The organism is Haladaptatus ordinarius (assembly GCF_054177595.1).
Map to the genome: position 1 here is coordinate 23,857 of NZ_JBPEHH010000041.1, position 16,612 is coordinate 40,468.

Annotated in this window: 9 protein-coding genes, 1 tRNA gene and 1 pseudogene; 5 read left to right on the forward strand and 6 right to left on the reverse strand. The window is 56.6% G+C overall.

The annotated features are described in order from the left end of the window. The first annotated feature begins 9 nt into the window (after positions 1 to 9). Positions 10 to 1,266: a Glu/Leu/Phe/Val family dehydrogenase gene (locus ACR3FF_RS15495; protein WP_458188993.1), complete on the forward strand. Its 1,257-nt coding sequence runs from the start codon at positions 10 to 12 to the stop codon at positions 1,264 to 1,266. Positions 1,267 to 1,535: 269 nt separating this feature from the next. Beyond that, positions 1,536 to 1,967, forward strand: a complete 432-nt coding sequence (locus ACR3FF_RS15500) for a plastocyanin/azurin family copper-binding protein (protein WP_458188994.1) — start codon at positions 1,536 to 1,538, stop codon at positions 1,965 to 1,967. A gap of 122 nt (positions 1,968 to 2,089) precedes the next feature. Here the strand turns inward: ACR3FF_RS15500 and ACR3FF_RS15505 are convergent, their stop codons facing one another. Genes ACR3FF_RS15505 through ACR3FF_RS15520 form a run of 4 tightly spaced genes read right to left on the reverse strand, consistent with a single transcriptional unit; the run spans position 2,090 to position 4,585 of the window. Beyond that, entirely contained in the window at positions 2,090 to 2,743 is a 654-nt protein-coding gene (locus ACR3FF_RS15505) for a 30S ribosomal protein S3ae (protein WP_458188995.1), read from the reverse strand. After that, positions 2,736 to 2,975, reverse strand: coding sequence for a KEOPS complex subunit Pcc1 (locus ACR3FF_RS15510; protein ID WP_458188996.1), 240 nt, complete (start codon positions 2,973 to 2,975; stop codon positions 2,736 to 2,738). Before ACR3FF_RS15510 ends, ACR3FF_RS15505 begins: the two co-directional genes overlap by 8 nt. Beyond that, a complete protein-coding gene (locus tag ACR3FF_RS15515) occupies positions 2,972 to 4,123 on the reverse strand; it encodes an exonuclease RecJ (protein WP_458188997.1) in 1,152 nt (383 codons plus the stop codon). The genes ACR3FF_RS15510 and ACR3FF_RS15515 overlap by 4 nt, the downstream gene beginning before the upstream one ends. Beyond that, entirely contained in the window at positions 4,124 to 4,585 is a 462-nt protein-coding gene (locus tag ACR3FF_RS15520; RefSeq protein ID WP_458188998.1) for a 30S ribosomal protein S15, read from the reverse strand. Positions 4,586 to 5,280: 695 nt separating this feature from the next. Here ACR3FF_RS15520 and ACR3FF_RS15525 point away from each other — a divergent pair. Both ACR3FF_RS15525 and ACR3FF_RS15530 read left to right on the forward strand, forming a co-directional pair. Then, a tRNA-Ala gene (locus ACR3FF_RS15525) sits at positions 5,281 to 5,352 on the forward strand. Positions 5,353 to 5,929: 577 nt separating this feature from the next. Further along, positions 5,930 to 7,564 (forward strand): DUF7845 domain-containing protein, encoded by a 1,635-nt coding sequence (locus ACR3FF_RS15530; RefSeq protein ID WP_458188999.1) that lies wholly within the window; start codon positions 5,930 to 5,932, stop codon positions 7,562 to 7,564. An 833-nt stretch (positions 7,565 to 8,397) separates the two neighbouring features. Here the strand turns inward: ACR3FF_RS15530 and ACR3FF_RS15535 are convergent. Continuing rightward, positions 8,398 to 11,904, reverse strand: coding sequence for a helicase-related protein (locus ACR3FF_RS15535; protein ID WP_458189000.1), 3,507 nt, complete (start codon positions 11,902 to 11,904; stop codon positions 8,398 to 8,400). Between the two features lie 6 nt (positions 11,905 to 11,910). Next, positions 11,911 to 15,780 (reverse strand): Eco57I restriction-modification methylase domain-containing protein, encoded by a 3,870-nt coding sequence (locus ACR3FF_RS15540; protein ID WP_458189001.1) that lies wholly within the window; start codon positions 15,778 to 15,780, stop codon positions 11,911 to 11,913. Between the two features lie 634 nt (positions 15,781 to 16,414). Here ACR3FF_RS15540 and ACR3FF_RS15545 point away from each other — a divergent pair. Continuing rightward, a pseudogene (locus tag ACR3FF_RS15545) lies at positions 16,415 to 16,612 on the forward strand (IS5/IS1182 family transposase); the annotation flags it as partial.

Consider the following 16,612-nt stretch of genomic DNA (forward strand, 5'->3'; position numbering starts at 1 on the left):
TTCCAAGGGATGTCCGAACAAGCCAACCCGTTCGAAAGTCTGCAGGAGCAGATCGATGACGCGGCCGAGTACATCGACGTGCCCGACGACGTTCTCGAACGGATCAAAAACCCTGAACGAATCCTCGAAACGAACCTGTCCGTCGAGATGGACGACGGGTCTATCGAGGTCTTCCGGGCGTTCCGTTCGCAGTTCAACGGTGACCGTGGCCCCTACAAGGGCGGTATTCGCTACCACCCCGGCGTCACGCGCGACGAAGTGAAAGCCCTCTCCGGTTGGATGGTCTACAAGACGGCCACAGTCGACATCCCCTACGGTGGCGGAAAGGGCGGAATCGTCATCGAACCCGCCGAGTACAGCGAGACGGAACTGGAGCGTGTGACGCGCTCGTTCGCCAAGGAACTCCGTCCGTTCATCGGCGTCGACCGCGACATCCCCGCGCCGGACGTGAACACCGGCCAGCAGGAGATGAACTGGATCAAAGACACCTACGAGAAGCTAGAGAACACCACGGCTCCGGGTGTCATCACCGGCAAGGCGCTCGAAAGCGGTGGCAGTGAAGGTCGCGTCGAGGCGACGGGTCGCTCGACCATGCTCACCGCCCGCGAGGCGTTCGACTACCTCGGCAAGGAGATGGAGGGCGCGACGGTGGCCGTGCAGGGCTACGGGAACGCCGGTTGGGTTGCAGCGAAGCTCATCGAGAATCTCGGTGCGAAAATCGTCGCCGTCTCCGACTCCAGCGGCGGCGTCTACAGCGAAGAAGGTCTCCACGCCCGCGACGTGAAAGACCACAAGAACGAGACGGGCAGCGTCGTCGGCTACGCTGGCGCGGACGAGGAACTCACCAACGAAGAACTCCTCACGCTCGACGTCGACCTCCTCGTGCCAGCGGCACTGGAGAACGCTATCGACGGCGACCTCGCACAGGACGTGCAGGCTGACGTGGTCGTCGAAGCCGCCAACGGCCCCCTCACGCCCGACGCAGACGACGTGCTTACCGAGCGCGGTATCCACGTCTTCCCGGACATCCTCGCCAACGCGGGCGGCGTCACGGTGTCGTACTTCGAGTGGGTCCAGAACCGCCAGCGCTTCTACTGGTCGGAAGAGCGCGTCAACGACGAACTCGAAGACATCATCGTCGACGCCTTCGACGGCCTAACGAGCGCCTACGAGCAACACGACCTGCCGAACTTCCGTACCGCGGCGTACGTCGTCGCTATCCAGCGCGTCGTCGATGCCTACGACGAAGGCGGCAACTGGCCCTAGATTCGGTCGCGTCGAAGGACGATTCGAATCGATTTTTCACGGAGACGAGTGTTCGATGGCGTTCCCTCGCCTAAATTGGGCCGTACCGAAGAGAACCGCGGCTCGCTGGCATCACGAGAAACCGTCGATTGCTCTCTCGCGGTCACTGGTCGATGACACCGGATGCACGTTCGACCGGCGTACAGCTTCGTATTTCACGGTTCGAGAGACCGACGCCACCCGAATATCGTTTCGAGAAACATATAGCCCCGGCACCCCGAATCCCGGTTATGAACCGCCGAGCGTTTCTGGCCGGCGTGGTCGGCACGGCGTCAGCGAGTGTGGCAGGCTGTACCAGTGTCTTGAACCCCGGAAGCACGAACTCCTCTGGAGGGGACTTCGACGTCGGAATGAGCGCGAGTGCCTTCCACCCCCGCGAACTCGAGGTGAAAGCCGGAACGACCGTCGTCTGGAAGAACACCGGGATGCGGCGACACACCGTCACCGCCTACGAGGACGGGATTCCTGGCGGGGCGGACTTTTTCGCATCCGGTGGTTTCGACTCGGAGGAAGCGGCCCGCACGGCCTGGCGAAAGGGGAAGGGTGCGGTAAATCAGGGGGCGACTTTCGAATACATCTTCGAGGTCCCCGGAAGCTACGCCTACTTCTGTATCCCCCACGAGGCCGCAGGCATGTCCGGTACCGTCGTCGTCACCGAGTAGTCTCCACGACGAAGTAATCACTTCCGCAGAGTAGCGACCCCGTGTCGCGACGAGTCTACGACACGCCAGCGAGGTAGCGACTCGGGACGAACTGCCGTCTGCTCAAAAAAGAACCGCTTCGGTCAGGCTTCGACGTCTTCTTCGACATCCACGTCTTCTTCGTCCACGTCCACGGAGGTCTCTTCTTCCTCTGCGACCTCTTCGGGGTGAGCTTCCAACGTCGCCTTCTGAATCTCTACCCGGCGAAGCGGGTAGATGGTCTTCGACTCGCCGTAGATAGCGCTGGAGAGTCGTCCCTCGACGACGCTATCGACGAGGTCGTCGAACGTGCGGTCCTGTGCGGCATCCCTGACGAGGTCGATCATCGTCCGGCGGATTGCCTTCTCCTGGCTGTGGTCTGCCTTCTTCGTCGTGAACGCGACGGGCTGAATCTGGACGCGGTAGTCGTCCGCGGTCAGCACTGTGATGTACGCCTCGATTTTCGAGGCACCGCGTCGCACGAGACTGCGCAGATAATCGCGGGTGAGTTCGTGCTTGACGAACTCCGTGTACGCCGCGTCGCTCCCGACGTCGTTGATCTTGAATGTCAGTTTCGTGTTGTTCTCGCTGGCGTTGTTCGTCAATTCGCCGAGCGTCGTTTCGATGGTGCGACCGAGCACCTTGTCCGGTTCGTCTGCGGGGGTCGTTCCTAGCTCCTCTCGGTCGAACTGCTCCGGAGCGTGGACGGTGTACCACCGCTTTTGCTGTGACTTCTTCGAGACTGATCGTTCACTCATGGTTCGTGTTTCTGTAATGGTTCGCTGTCTGTACTGTCTGTGCTGCCACCGAGAGATTCACGACGTAGTCGTCCACGGTCGACTGGAGTCCGCCAGTCGTCTCGCGTTCGATGTGCGTCACGACTGTCCCGTCTTCCACGCTCGTCTCGATTTCGGGCGTGTTGTCGGGCACGAGTGACGCCGCGACGACGTCGGCGTCCGCCAGTTCCGTGCGAATCGTCGCTCGTCTCATACTGCCTCCCTGAACGCCGTGAGAAACTCCTTTGCCTCCGCGTCGAACCGCGCGTACCCGCAGGACGTCCGTCCCGTTCCGTCGCCACCGAGTTCGGTCGCCGCAGCGACCATCGCGTCGCCCAGGTCGGGGGTCGGCCCGGTGGATTCCGACGCTGGCTCGTCCACCGCGACTGCGGCGGCTTCGGTGTCCGTCACCACCAACGCAATCGGCTCCGGTGAACAGAAGTTCGCCAGAAGTCGGGCCGCCGTCTCGACCGGTGCGTTCTCCGCCCGGGCGACGAACAGGCCGTCGTACCGTCCGGTCGTCGCCTCGTGGAGCACCGCGTGTGCTTCCTTCGCGTGTTCGCGCCACGCGTCCAGGGCGGGCGCACGAACATCGTGCCCGAGCGCCAGCGCGATACCCGTTCCGGGTTGTTCGCGTGCCACGACGTCGAGTACGTCGGCGTAGCCGCCGAGCGTCGCAAACGGGCCATCGACGAGTTCGTACGGGTGGAGTGCGCGCTCTACGGCGCGGCCTGCCCGCGGCGTCGCGTGCTCCGGTCCTGCGACCGAGAGCGCGACGAGCGAGGCGACCCGCCGGTGGGCACCGTCGTCGAGTTCGACCGGTAGACTGAGTTCCGCGAGTTCGGCCTGCACCGCGTCCGGTCTGCCGGAGAACCCCGCGTGAATCAGCGTCGAGTGTGCCAACCCATCCGCGAGGTCGTTCGTGGGCGTCGAAACGCCGGGTCTGCGGGATAGACGGTCGTCCGCCGCGTCCAACAGGGTCGCGCTCTCGCCACCCGGCAGGCCGTCAGCCGCGACGACGCCGGCGAGTGCGAGCACCGGGTCCGGCCGTCCACCGAGTTCCTTCGCGGCCTCGTAGGCCACGGCACTCGCGGGACGGCCACGGAGCGCCACGTCCCCACCATCGGCACCGACGGTCACGACGAAATCGTCACCGTCGGCACGCTGGGCGGGGAACTGCGTGACGCTCACCTGAAACGGGATGCCGGCGTGCGCACACGCACGGGCGAGGACGCCACTGGCCGCGAGAGCGTCGCCATCGGCCTGCGCGACGAACCGAACGAAGTCGGCATCGCGGAGGGCCACGGCGACGTCGCTCGCGGTGGGTGCGTCCTCGGCGGCGGTTCGACCGGAGGCTGACATCTATAGGAGTTCTTTCGCGTTGTCGTAGGAGTACTTGAAGTCCGCGTCGACTTCGTCGCCACGGTAGTAGTTCACGAGGCGGCGAACTTTCGACTCGGTGTTCTGAAGCGCACGCTTGTTCTGTTTGTCCTGTGGGTTCGCCTCGACGTGCTCGCGCAGTCGCACGGCGCGTTCCATCAGGTTCCGGAGGTCTTCGGGCAGTTCTGGGTCTGCGTCCTTTTCCTCCAGAATCTCGGTCACTTTCTTGCCGGTGACCAGTTTTACGTTCGGGACGGGCGTGCCGGTCACGCCTTCGTCGCGGAGCTTTAGCCCGATTTCGCTGGGGCTGTGTCCTTGCTCTGCGAGTTCGACGACGCGGTCTTCCACGTCGCCTTCGTCTACGTCGCTCCACTCCGGTGGTTCGTCTGCCACGGGGCGGTCCGAGCCGGACGACCCGCGGCGTCGTGTGTGCATTCTTGCCATTGTTCGAGGATAGGAACTGCACGAGCCGCTAGAGTGCTGGCGGTGGGTTCCGCCAGTCGTGGCCGAGGCCACGTTGCACGTCCGCAATCCCAGAGCCGTGAAATCTCACGACGAGTCGGATTTGCGGCTGTGCCGTTCCCTACCGATGGCTTCCCTTCTCAGCCGTTAAAGGGTTTCCATTCAGGAATGGGGGTTGGTTTCTCTGAGGTTACGAGTATTCAGGTGCAGACTTCGAAAGTCCCCGTCCCGTCGCGTTGAGTTCGAGTTCGGTGTGAATTTCGAGTTACAGAAAGTACAGAGTCGCAGACTTGGAAAGCCCCCGGACGCTCGCGGTCACTCGTCGACATCTCTCCGTCGGCGAAACGACTACGCGGAAAATCGAATTGCGTGAATTGTCACCTTCGTCTCCGGCGCGTGCGGTCGCGGGGTGGGACTGAAAGGGGCCGGGCGGTCGCGTTCATCGTGGTTGGTTCAGCGACCCCTCTCGGTGAGTCGCGCAGTTTGCGCCGAACCGAGATGTTGCTGAACCGACCGCGACCGTCCGGGGGCTTTCGAAGTCGTCGTCGCAGTAGTTCCAACCAAAGTCGGCCAGGGACGTCGAAGCGAGCGCATCGGTCGCGTGCTACACTTCGGCGAGGGTGCGCGGATTTCGAGAGGTTTATCAATGGTCGCAGGGAAGAATTGGATGCAGACGCGGGCTCGTAGATCAGTGGTAGATCACTCCCTTGGCATGGGAGAGGCCCCGGGTTCAAATCCCGGCGAGTCCACTACCAATTCTCCGTCATCCCAAGGGTTCCACACCGCAAGGTACGAACACTGAGACGGACGGATTCGCCATTTTTGGGCTGAAGAGTACTCCCTCGCGGAAGGGAGTTCAACAGAATTGCAAGCGTGAGTTAGCGCCTGCTGGCGATTCTGTGAGGGAACGGAGGTGGTTGACGTGAGCGTTCACCCGAACGCCGTTAGCCGAGCTTCGCCCATCTGCGAGTTCTGTGGCTGCGAAATCGACTGTCCGGACAAGCGCTGCTCGGCGCTTGAGGACGGGAGGTGTCGACCGTGACGCAAAAGCCGAAGCAGAGGGCCTCCAACTGTTCCAAGGTTCAGGCCCTCGTCGGCTCGCAACCCCGACCGACGGAGGTGGTCGGGCGTGCATGATGAGTCGGCCAACCGAGTTGAGCGTTTCGCCGGAACCCGCGGTGGTTCTGGCGCTCGGTTATGCCCGCTCGGTTTCGATACTACCGCAGCATCCAGTAATCGGCTTGGATCGCCGATTCGGTTCAGACGCCGTAGGCACACGTATACGCCCAATCAGTTGGTGTACGTGATGAATCGGGGGCGGTCGGTATGACCGGCTACGTCGAGCCGGCCCCCCATGAGTTCGTAGCGAACTACCTCTTCGACGCGAACGGGCTGGCTCCGTTCTTCGCCGCCGACTCGCAAGTGAAGGCTGGTGGGGGAAGCCAGCGCTCGGAGTTCTACGACCAGGGAGAGCAATGGATGGTCACGTTGTACTACCAAGACAGCAACGTCGTTCATCCCGGTTCTCGGCTCCCAACCGGCACCGAGTGGCGACTCGACGAAATGCGCGAGTTCCGGCTGAAAGTCAAGCGTTACGGGGAAGAGGACCCGGTCGGACAGCAGAGCTTCAACGCCCACATCACGCCCCGGTGGCAGGGTATGAAAGTCGAGAAGCGTGACGGGACGGTTTCCGACTACTCGGTCCCGGACGGGATTCACGAAGCGGTCAACGTGAAAATCCAGGGGTCGAACATCGACTTCCACCGCTATCTGCACCTGCTTCAGTCGGCTGCGTTAGCGGTCGGAATCCGTGCCGACTACTTCGAGGAGCCGCACGAGTACAGCAATGTTCAAGACGCCGAGCGATACGTGCGCGTCCACGAGGACGCCAGTGGCCCGGTACACGCTCGTGATGGTCCGATAGCCTCGATGGGCCATCTACTCGAATCCGACCGGCAAGGCTACCGTAAGCTGGTTCAGAACGATGACGATGATCACTGTAGAAATCTACCGGGATATTATCACACCGTCACGCTTGATTCGCGACGGATCCGCGAAGCCTTTCCCGACCATTCGCTGCCGAAAGAGATCAAGCACTACTACGCGAGAGAGGCCCTTAGTCAAGAGGGGGATTCACCCCTCGCCCATCCGAAGGTCGGAGTGTCGTACCAAGTGAACCGGTGGGATGAAAAGTTAGGTGTGACCCCGGAAGAGCTAAACAAACTGGAGCGGGAACTCGATCAGACTGTCTTGTCCGTTCTCGCAGATGCTGGCCTCGACGTAGCACCGTCTCAGGGAACCAGCCCATTCGTTGCAGATGCGTACTTCGAAGCTAAGACGACTGACGATGGCCCCGATCCGATAGGACTCGACCTTACACACATCCGATCCACCCAGGAGAGCGTGGTCATTCGCCACCTTGCCGATGGTCTCAGTCCCGTCCAGTGGGAGAGCATCCAGACGCTCGTCACGGACGGTGGCGAAGTTTCCCCTGCGGACATCGCTGATGAACACAGTCGACATGTAGAAAGCGTCAGACGGGCGCTGCGAGGCATCGACGACCTTGTGGTTCGCGAGTATGCGAAGGTGAGCCTCCGATCGAACTACGTCGCTGAGCTTGTCCATGATGCCGTTCAGGAAGCACAAGAGGCCGTCAAACGTGCAGCTGAAACGGGTGCCAAAGCAATCCGAGCTGCAGAACAGGGCATGGAAAAGACGATGAGCGCCTTCATCGCGTGGGCTGCTCGTCACGGCGTTGACGTTGACGATGCGCTGAGTCGAAGAGATGCACGAATGAAGCTTCGGTTTGGTGAGCCTGGAAGAGAGACACGCCGGGCGATCCAAGAAGGATTCCGTATCTGGAAGGAGGCCGATCTCCCGGCCGAACGATTCCGGATGGCTCAAATCCGATTTAGTGATGGCGGATTTGCGGATGCGTGGCAGTACCTGAACCCCGGATAGCCGGGGTGGTCGAGAGTGGCAACACTATCTGAGCACTCTACTCCCGGTGTTTTTTGCCGGCAAATGGCTGGTCAGCATTCTTTTTTTACTCTTCGACATTGATTCCTGCGTTCCTTGGGACTACCGCTCGACTGGAATCCAACCCGAGGGGTTTAGATTCCAGTTAGGGGTGTGCCTAAGGGCACTGGCGAAAAAATATACCCCGCACCTGCACCGCGACGTTCCAGTCGAAGCACTCGAAACGGGGGTCAAGTAGTGGTATTCCGAAACAATATGTTCTATTATTATCTACTTCAGAGCAACATGGTGCGCCCCCGCTGGTAGAGACAAACGGTCCGACAAACAGTACGTATGAACTCGCCGAGCTACTAAACCGCGCCTTCGAAATTGAGCGCAGTCAAGCGTCCTTTGGGTACAGACCCAGTATGTTGTTAGCCTCGTTCCGCGACGGACAGGTAAAGCGCATAATTGTCTGTCAATTCCTTCGTGTCTCGGTCTTCAGTTTGTTTGAGATTTATTTCTAACCGAGTATCTTCTCTCTCGAACTCTAAGAGCGGTTTGAACAGGCTTCCGACTGCTTCGACAAATTCCGATGATCCAGTTACCCGAATATCAGAGATTTCAGTCGGATATTTGCTCCCAGTGAAGCCATTGGGTTTCTCGACAACAGACTCTCGAATCTCCTGTTCAGATGCCTCATTCAGACCACTTAGCCATTCGACTGCGTGCCGCTTCACTACATGCCCAGAATCGGTCGTGGGGAGTTGCTCTAACTGAGTCACACTACCGAGTTCCGCGTGATAGTATTTGAACCTCAGTGCCTTATGGCCCGACTACTCCTGCCCCTTCAAGTACATCCCTGCGACGACGTGCGGAGGCTCTTCCTGCTCCTCCGCCCATTCCTGCCGCTCGTCGTACTTTTCTTGTAGATTGTACCGAGAGATAATCTCCCGAACAGCCGTCACCAGCTCTTCACCCGTGACCTCCTCGTTACGTAGGTCCCTGAACTCGTCGAGGATCTGATCTGCCGACACGGTCTCAACAATGTCCTGGAATTGTGCCAGTGTCCGCTGTTGATCAGTGTTTTCGACGGACGATGCCACCTCTCCGAGCTCATCAACGACATACTCCCGATCAATACTCGCGCCTTGACGAGCTTCTCGCTGGAACTGCCGACGCTTGCCCATGTCATCTCCGAATTCCGTCCGCGCAACCTGCACCGCCCGTTCGTACCTGGTGTCGAATGTCTGTGCATCAACCGACGCAACCGGCTCGTCAATGGAACAGGAGATGGTTTGTACGATGGTGTCTTTTTCCTGTGATGCGAGGTCTTGACCGCCTTCGTCCGGGAATGTAACGAGGTATGGAGTCGTGTAGTCCCCTTGCCGGTAGACAATGACGACTCCATCGTACTCTCGGTCCCACTCCATAGCACTCCGAATCCCGTCTCGGTCTTCTAACCAACTGAGGAGGTCCGGATACTTCTGCTTGAGATCCTGGAGACTACTAGTGGGGCCGATAAGATCGTCACTGCCGATGATCTCATTCACGTCGTCTTCGACCTTTTCGATGTCCTCCTCGGCGTAAATGTCCTCCATATACGACCGGTTCACATTATCTTCTGGACTCAGTATCTCTCCATCTTCGCCGAGGATGTTACTAATCTCTTGGACACGGGATCCAACTCGGTCAACGATTCCGAGTTCTTCTTCGAGTTCTGTTTCCGGCAGGAAATTGAGCGCATAGATGTGGTCGTGTCCGCTCCCGAGGCGGTCAACACGACCGATCCGCTGAATTAGACGCAGCGGGTTCCAATGCAAGTCGTAGTTGATTACTAAATTCGCATCCTGGAGATTGACCCCCTCCCCAGCAACATCAGTGGCAAACAACACATCAATCTCTTCACTCGGGTCAATTTTATTACGCACATCATTCGCTTCAGGGGCGAAGCGTTGGATGATTCCCTCCACGTTCGAGGTGTCACTCGTCGCACTTGCAAACCGAACGCCATCAGAGAGCAGCCCCCGGTCTTGGAACTGTTCGAACGCAGCTTCCAGATACTTCACCGTGTCAGTAAACTGTGTAAACACGATAAGCTTCTCAGAGCGGTCACCGCGCTCAAGGAGATCGTGAGACCCGACACGGAGATTTCCGAGCAGTTGTCGGAGTTGTTCGACCTTGTCATCCATCGCGTAGTCGTCTTGGATGTCTTGATGGAACGGCTCCAGCGTGGCTTGTAGATCTGAAAGAAGCTGGATGTCTGTCTCAAGATCGCGTTTCAATTCGTTGAGATAGAAGGCTTCCGTTTGATACGTCGCGTACTCTCCATCCTCAACCATCCCATCGATCTCCTCAAGAATATAATCAATCTGCTCCCCACTATTGATGAGTTCGGAAACATCGCTCCCGACAGCCACAGTCCCCTCGTCAAGGAGATCCCGGAACATCCGGTAACTCCGAAGCATCCGAGTGAGAGACGTATAGAAGGCATGGACACTGCTTTCCAGCCGCTTGAGAAGATTAGACTTCATCAAGCCGCGAATGCTCCTCCCCATCGAAGAGAGGTTCTGATACGGATCCTGATTCGCGTATCCAGTCTTCAGGTACTCCTCCTGTCCCAGCGAGTACCTAGCGAATGTGAGATCCTCCAGCGTCTCCACAATCGAATCGTACAGTGAATCGTTGACGCCGTCCGCCGTTGAGTACGTCTCGTGCAGATTGTAATCAACAGTCTGTAAGTGCCGATCCGGGAGATACCGACGTTCACCACCCATCTGGAGGTACAGTCGGCCATCTTCGTCTTCTTCGCCGTATTGGTCGATGATGTCCTGGCGAGTCCGACGCACCATCACGTGACTCAGAAGATTCGAGAGGTCAGTCTCGTCGTTATCCGCCATCTTCGTGAAGTCATAGAGGTTCGGCGGCGTAATCGGGATCTGCGTCAGGTCCTCAATGTGGAAGAGCTTGATCTGATTGTACACGTCCCACGCGCTCTTCGTGTACGGCGTCGCAGTCAGGAGGATCGTCTGATTGACCGTCGGGAGGAACGCCTGCAGATTGTTGTACCGATGCGTGTCGTCATTCCTGAAGTGATGCGCTTCGTCAACGAGACACACTGACGCATCGTCATGTTCTTCCAGAAGCGTCTCGTGGAAATCCTCCTTCGATACCATCCCCAGGCTGATCACTTCCGCGTTGAAGTTGTACCGCTTGTTGACCATCCGCTTCCACATCGGCTGGAGATGCTTCGGCGAGATGATCAGCATCTTTCCCTTGTTCCCATGGAGCCGATTCCGCGCATGGAAGTGCTCAAGGAGGCCGAGGCCGACGAACGTCTTCCCCATCCCGACCACGTCGGAGACGAGGACCCCGTCGTATTTGTTGGCGATTCGGATGCCCCGATTCACTGCCCACTGCTGGAACTCATAGAGGTCCTCGTACACGTCGAACGACTGGAGATAGTCCTCAGCAGTCTCCAACGTCTCCTTGTAAAGCTCATAGAGGATCTTCGTGTACACCAAGTACGGTGCTGGGAGACCCGTACCGCTGCTGACCTCACGGAGCGTCTCAGTCGTGTCGTCTGGGAGTGAATCGCCTGGAAGCGCTGGAGGTTCGTCGTCGGTTGAAACGTGGCCCGGGTTGTTCGAGACCCACGACTCTTCGAACGTATCTAGGAGATCCCCATCAAACTCAACGGCTTCGGCCCACAAGTCATCAAACCACTCCTTCAGTTGTGTAACCTTCTCGTTGTAAACTGGCGCGTTGAGTTCCGTGTTACTGTGGAGGCCACTGAGACTGAGATTCGATGAACCGACGACGCCGACGTCCTTGGGAGTGAAGATGTCTCCTTCGTCCTTCTCGAAGAGGTAGGCCTTCGCGTGGAACCGCTCCTGAAGATACAGCTTCGGCTGGATACGGCCCTGTTCCAGCCAGTCAATTAGTTTAGTAAAGAACGCCTGATTCTCAGCGGTAGGATCTTCGTAGAGGAGTTGGTGTGAGTAATTGTCCGCAGTTTCAGCGCGGATCTCCGTGCGCTCGCTCCACTTGACGTTTTGCGACTGTTTGAATTTCGTCCCCGCAAGACGGAGGTTCTGATGAGCCTCTATGAGTTCGTCCAACCCCTGCTGGTCGGGATTTCCCATCAGAACCTGGAGTGTGCCACCATTGTCGAGGAATTCATCCAACTCCGGACGGAGTCGCTTCAGGCCGCTCATGTAGAGATACCCAACGGCGATTCGAATCCGGTCCACTCCATCGCTTTCGAGCCCAGACTTCAGGACTTCGTCGAGATGCGAATAGCGCCTGTTATCGATTATTCCGATATTGTTTTGTCCACTCATCAGGATTCACTGTGAGTAGTCGTACTGCGGATTATGTTCAGCGATGGTTTCGCATAGAGAGGGGTTTTCGTCGGGTTGTCGCATGAGACGATTCCGAACCATCGTTACGACTTCATGATATAGGTCTAGCTGCTCATCGTCTGAGTATCCAATCTGGTTGAAAAACACTTTGTCAAGTTCTCTCCGATCAGATTTCACAGAGTCAAGAGTGACGTTATCTGGGTTATACGCACCTAGCTCCTCAAAGACATCTCCCAAGTCACGTTCCATAACCTCATTTAGTAGCTCCTCCGTTTCTTCTTGGATCTCGTTGTCCGCATCCATGAGAGGGAACCGTTGGTATTCTGGTTTGTCGTATCGAAGTGTGTTAGTCCATGAGCGCCCAGTATTCTCGGCGAAGAACCAGCCGATAGTAGAGTTCATAAACGCCGCAACATGACCTGCAGACAACTCGTCATCTACATCTGCGTAGAAGAAATTCTTAGATACTTCAAACCCGCACGGGTTATAGTGATATTGATATTTTGCATTCACAGACAGCGGAAGAAGGATGTACGGCTCAGAGACCGTTGGCTGATCGTACCAAGGGTCCCTACTATTGAACGAAGAGCGGTTTGACAAGGCCTTATTACCGCTTCTTCCCCATCGCATCTCCTCCCCGAAGTCTATGTATTCTTTTGTGTCTGAGTCTAGAGTAGACTTATAATCCGTGATTCGTAGGTGAATGTTTGAGAGCTGTTCTGGCATCAACGGACTTGTTTTCAACTCACGATTCCGTTGCAAGACATAATTCGGAACCCAAACCTCGCCTTGGGAATCCGTGTATGAAATCTCAAACTCGCTCCTGCAGAGTTCGGGAAATGACGACTTCTTCCGCATCCAATACCGATGGCGGATTTTAAATCGGCGGTCAGTGTCAGAATGGGTCAGAACCAGCTGGCCTGTCTGTGGATTCCAGTCCGATTCATAGTGTGTATTGCTCTCCCCGGGAGCAGGCACTACGAAGTACTTCGTAGCTCCATACATCAATCCGCTACTGGGATCCGCATGATCTCCGAGTAGCGAGAATCTATCTCCGTGGTCACGCCAGAGTTCAAAATACAACATTGGGGCAGTGACAAATCGGCCCCACATACCGTCATCATACGACCCAGTTGGTAGATACGCATTCTCACCAGAGAATGAATCAAGGTCTGACTGATTGTTTACTAACCCAACCTCTTCGGAGAAGACTCTTCCAACACTATCCTCTCCCAATTTTTTGGTTGTTCCCCCACCAAGTCGCCAAAGACTATCTTGGCCAACCGAAACTGTTCTCAGCCCATTTTCAGATGAAACACGTAGTTCCTCCTCATCCAATTCAACTGAGTCTGCATTGTCCGTCGAGTCGATAATGAATGAACCAAAGTCATCGGCATAGTCGTAGTCGAAAAACGGCTTCTGGAAGTTCACAAAGTCAGTACGTCCCGCGAGGATCTTTTCTTGTCTCCTATTTGCGACCGTGATATAGGTATTCACGTCCGCATCCTCGAACGATTTCTCGCTAGTATTCCCAAATATGTACGAGAGGTCCGTGAGCTTCAGTAGGCCTTCATGTAGTCGTTTCCCGTATCCGATATCCAACCATGAGTTGGAAGTAATGAATGATAGTGTACCGTTTTCTCGTAGCAGATCGATTCCCTTGAAGTAGAAATACACGTAGATGTCACTCCTCTTGTAGGGCTTAATATCAAATGTCTCTTCGACAAACTCTACGAGGTCATTCTTGTACTGCTTCTTCAGGTTCCGAACCTCGCTGCTGTCCATCTCGTCAAGGCGTTCTGGGTGAATCCCCTGGTCAATGATGTCCTCTTGGCGGACGTACGGTGGATTTCCTATGACGATATCGAATCCACCTTCGACCATCACGTCGGAGAAATCGATGTCCCACATGAAGAACCCAGCAGCACCAGCTTCGTCAATCGCGTCACGAGTCTCTTTGAGCTCTTTAATTCGTTCCTCGATGTCGTCATCGATTTGGTCGTCCTTTGTGTCCCCAAAGAGAGTTTGCTGAGAACCTTCCTTAGAGAGATTGTCGATGAGACCATCGATATGATTTTTCAGGAGTTCTACCTGCTTCTCCTCGATTTCCTGCGTCCTGTCGGCCTCTCCTTCAAAGTGTTCGCGCTTTCGCTCTTTTAGCTCCGAGAGGAGGCCACCAGTATCTCCATCAAGCGTTCGAGTGAGCGTATCCAGTGAAACGAACTCTCCATCGAGCTTCTGAATCAGGCTGTCCCCGACCTTGAGCTTGAAGGAGAAATTCGGCAGTACTGGGCGCTGATCTGGAAGTTGTTCCTCGCCTTCAACGAGCGAAAGCCAGAGCCGGAACTCCGCGACCCGGACTGCCCAGTCCTTGATATCGACGCCGTACAGGTTCTCGTTGATGATTTGCTCTTTCAGGTGATAGTCCGGGGTCGTACCGAGCTTTCGGTAAAGTTCGGTGACCACTTGCTTCATTCCCACCAGGAACGCACCACTACCACAGGCGGGGTCAACGATACGCAGTTCGTGGAGGATGCTCTCCAGTTGCTCTGTTTTCCCGCTGCTCTCCGCATCCCAGTCCTGTGGCTCACTAAAGATGAACTCGACAATCTGCTGTTTTCCTTCAGCATCGAGATCGTTTGCGTGGTCACAGAACTGTTCGTACAGTGCCATCCGGCACATCAGATCCACCTCAACACGAGGCGTGTAGAAGATCCCAGCTTCACCCCGTTCCTGCTCGGCAATCAGGGACTCGTAGATCTTCCCGAGCATCGCGGGATCGACGGCGACGTCGATATCGTAGGGGCTCTCCTCGGTGACGGTGAAGTTGTACTGTTCAAGGAACTCTTCGATCACCGACTTCAGCGCGGAGTCAGACAGGAAGGTGTTGCTTTCGTCCTCCTCAGTTGGCTGGAAGAGCCCACCGTTCATGTACGGAAGTCCAGCGATTTCAGACTCCACATCGGACGGTAGATCTGCATCGATCTCTCCACCTACCGGGCTGTTCATGCCGTCGAAGAACAGCGCCGAGAGCCACTTCTCGTGGAACACGTCCTCCTCGTCGGACTGTTTATACTGCTCGTGGAACCACCGGACGAAGTCTTTCCGGTCTCCAATCCAGCCCTTCTTCTGGAGGTAGTAGAAGAACATCAACCGGTTGAGCGTCGTGTGTGCGTACCGGTCTGCGTCCTCAATCTCCAGTCCCTTGCGGCGAAGTTCCTTACTGAGCGTGTCGAAGGCGCTTTTGTAGTTCTCGTAGAAGTCCTCAGTAACGGGCTTGACTCGGAACGCCTCGTCGATGCGCTCTGCCAGCCGGCCCTTGCTGGCGTCCATACCGGAAAGCGCATTGGCGACGGTGCGGTGGGTCTCACCTTCGCCGAGCGTGTACCTGCGCAGTACGGGTCGACCGGTCGTGATGTCGTCAGTGCCTTCCTCGTAGGGAGTGACAAGGTGCCAGATGTCTTCGTCTGGCGCGTGGAATACAGTCAGGAAAGAACCGTCGATTGCCCACCCACTCGTTCGATCCGTCCGAGTGAGGCTCTGGATAGCGTTCCGTTCAGCTGTCCGAGTTAGCTTCTCCAGCTCAACGTAGATGACGCGGAAGTTCCCCGATTCGGCGAAGAGACGGGCAACGTTCGCCCGAGCTGTGTTCGGCCACTCGTGGACAGGAATGTCCTGCCAGGTTGCGTCACCCAGAGGCGACGTCGTTTCTTCGAAGTTGAGTACTTGAACAAAGAGGTCCTGGAAGAATTGGGTTGCTGCCTCCCCGGTGGATCGGTAATCACGTTCAAATTCGTCTAAGGAGAGATCCTCGTCTAAACGCTGGCGAATTTCCTTCGTTTGCTCGTCAGTCATTGATATTGAGTTTAGTGAAGATGTTTGATTGTACGAGACAAATGACCATACGGCACTATGCTCATTCACCCGACTTAAATATTGGCTTGAATCAAAGAACCCTGATATCCTGGCCGTGTCCTAAACTCGTCTAGAGTAACCCCGTGAAGGTGGGCACACCCAAGTTACCCATACACGCCACAAGTGACACGCAGTTCATAGTTGGCCTTGGGCAAGACAAAACGCTACCGGGAAGTTGGTACACGACCGCCCGTTCGCTTCTACGTCCCAGTCAACTGTTCGGTTGATCCTCGTCCAACCTGGTCGACACGGGACGTTGGAGATTCTGGTCTCTTCCAAACCTGATTCGGATATTTCGGTGGGCGAAAAAGACGGTTTTACCGACAGAAGGGATGACGGTATCCGACACCAAGAGTCGATTTTGAGCGACGCTTGAGTAAGTCTCGACCAACTATCAGCCTCATTGGAACCATCTCCGACCATTTCTAACCGGGTTAATAAGTGGCGATCCCATACCCTTACAATCGAATATGGGCTTTTCGCCCGGCGAAAATAACGGTTTAGCCGACAGCGTTTGATACTGAAGAGCGTGTCATAGAAAGCGTCACGTACGAAGCAGCAGGGTGCGGAAAGTGTGTCCAATACAACCGCAACCCTGCAAGACGTCGCTTCGGTTGACGACTTCTTGAAGGCAGCGGCTACCGAAACAGTACCGCTGCTCGAATATCTTGAATTCGAGTTTCTGTTGGAGTACGACGTGTTCGCCCCCGCTCGCCGGGGGCGAACACGAGTTCACCAGTCGCCAGATCTGTTTCGGGGCTTTCTCCACTGC

Excerpts from the sequence above, each read along its gene's own strand:
- ACR3FF_RS15495 (WP_458188993.1), top strand. The coding sequence starts at position 10 with ATGTCCGAACAAGCCAACCCGTTCGAAAGTCTGCAGGAGCAGATCGAT.
- ACR3FF_RS15500 (WP_458188994.1), top strand. The coding sequence starts at position 1,536 with ATGAACCGCCGAGCGTTTCTGGCCGGCGTGGTCGGCACGGCGTCAGCG.
- ACR3FF_RS15505 (WP_458188995.1), bottom strand. The coding sequence starts at position 2,743 with ATGAGTGAACGATCAGTCTCGAAGAAGTCACAGCAAAAGCGGTGGTAC.
- ACR3FF_RS15510 (WP_458188996.1), bottom strand. The coding sequence starts at position 2,975 with ATGAGACGAGCGACGATTCGCACGGAACTGGCGGACGCCGACGTCGTC.
- ACR3FF_RS15515 (WP_458188997.1), bottom strand. The coding sequence starts at position 4,123 with ATGTCAGCCTCCGGTCGAACCGCCGCCGAGGACGCACCCACCGCGAGC.
- ACR3FF_RS15520 (WP_458188998.1), bottom strand. The coding sequence starts at position 4,585 with ATGGCAAGAATGCACACACGACGCCGCGGGTCGTCCGGCTCGGACCGC.
- ACR3FF_RS15530 (WP_458188999.1), top strand. The coding sequence starts at position 5,930 with ATGACCGGCTACGTCGAGCCGGCCCCCCATGAGTTCGTAGCGAACTAC.
- ACR3FF_RS15535 (WP_458189000.1), bottom strand. The coding sequence starts at position 11,904 with ATGAGTGGACAAAACAATATCGGAATAATCGATAACAGGCGCTATTCG.
- ACR3FF_RS15540 (WP_458189001.1), bottom strand. The coding sequence starts at position 15,780 with ATGACTGACGAGCAAACGAAGGAAATTCGCCAGCGTTTAGACGAGGAT.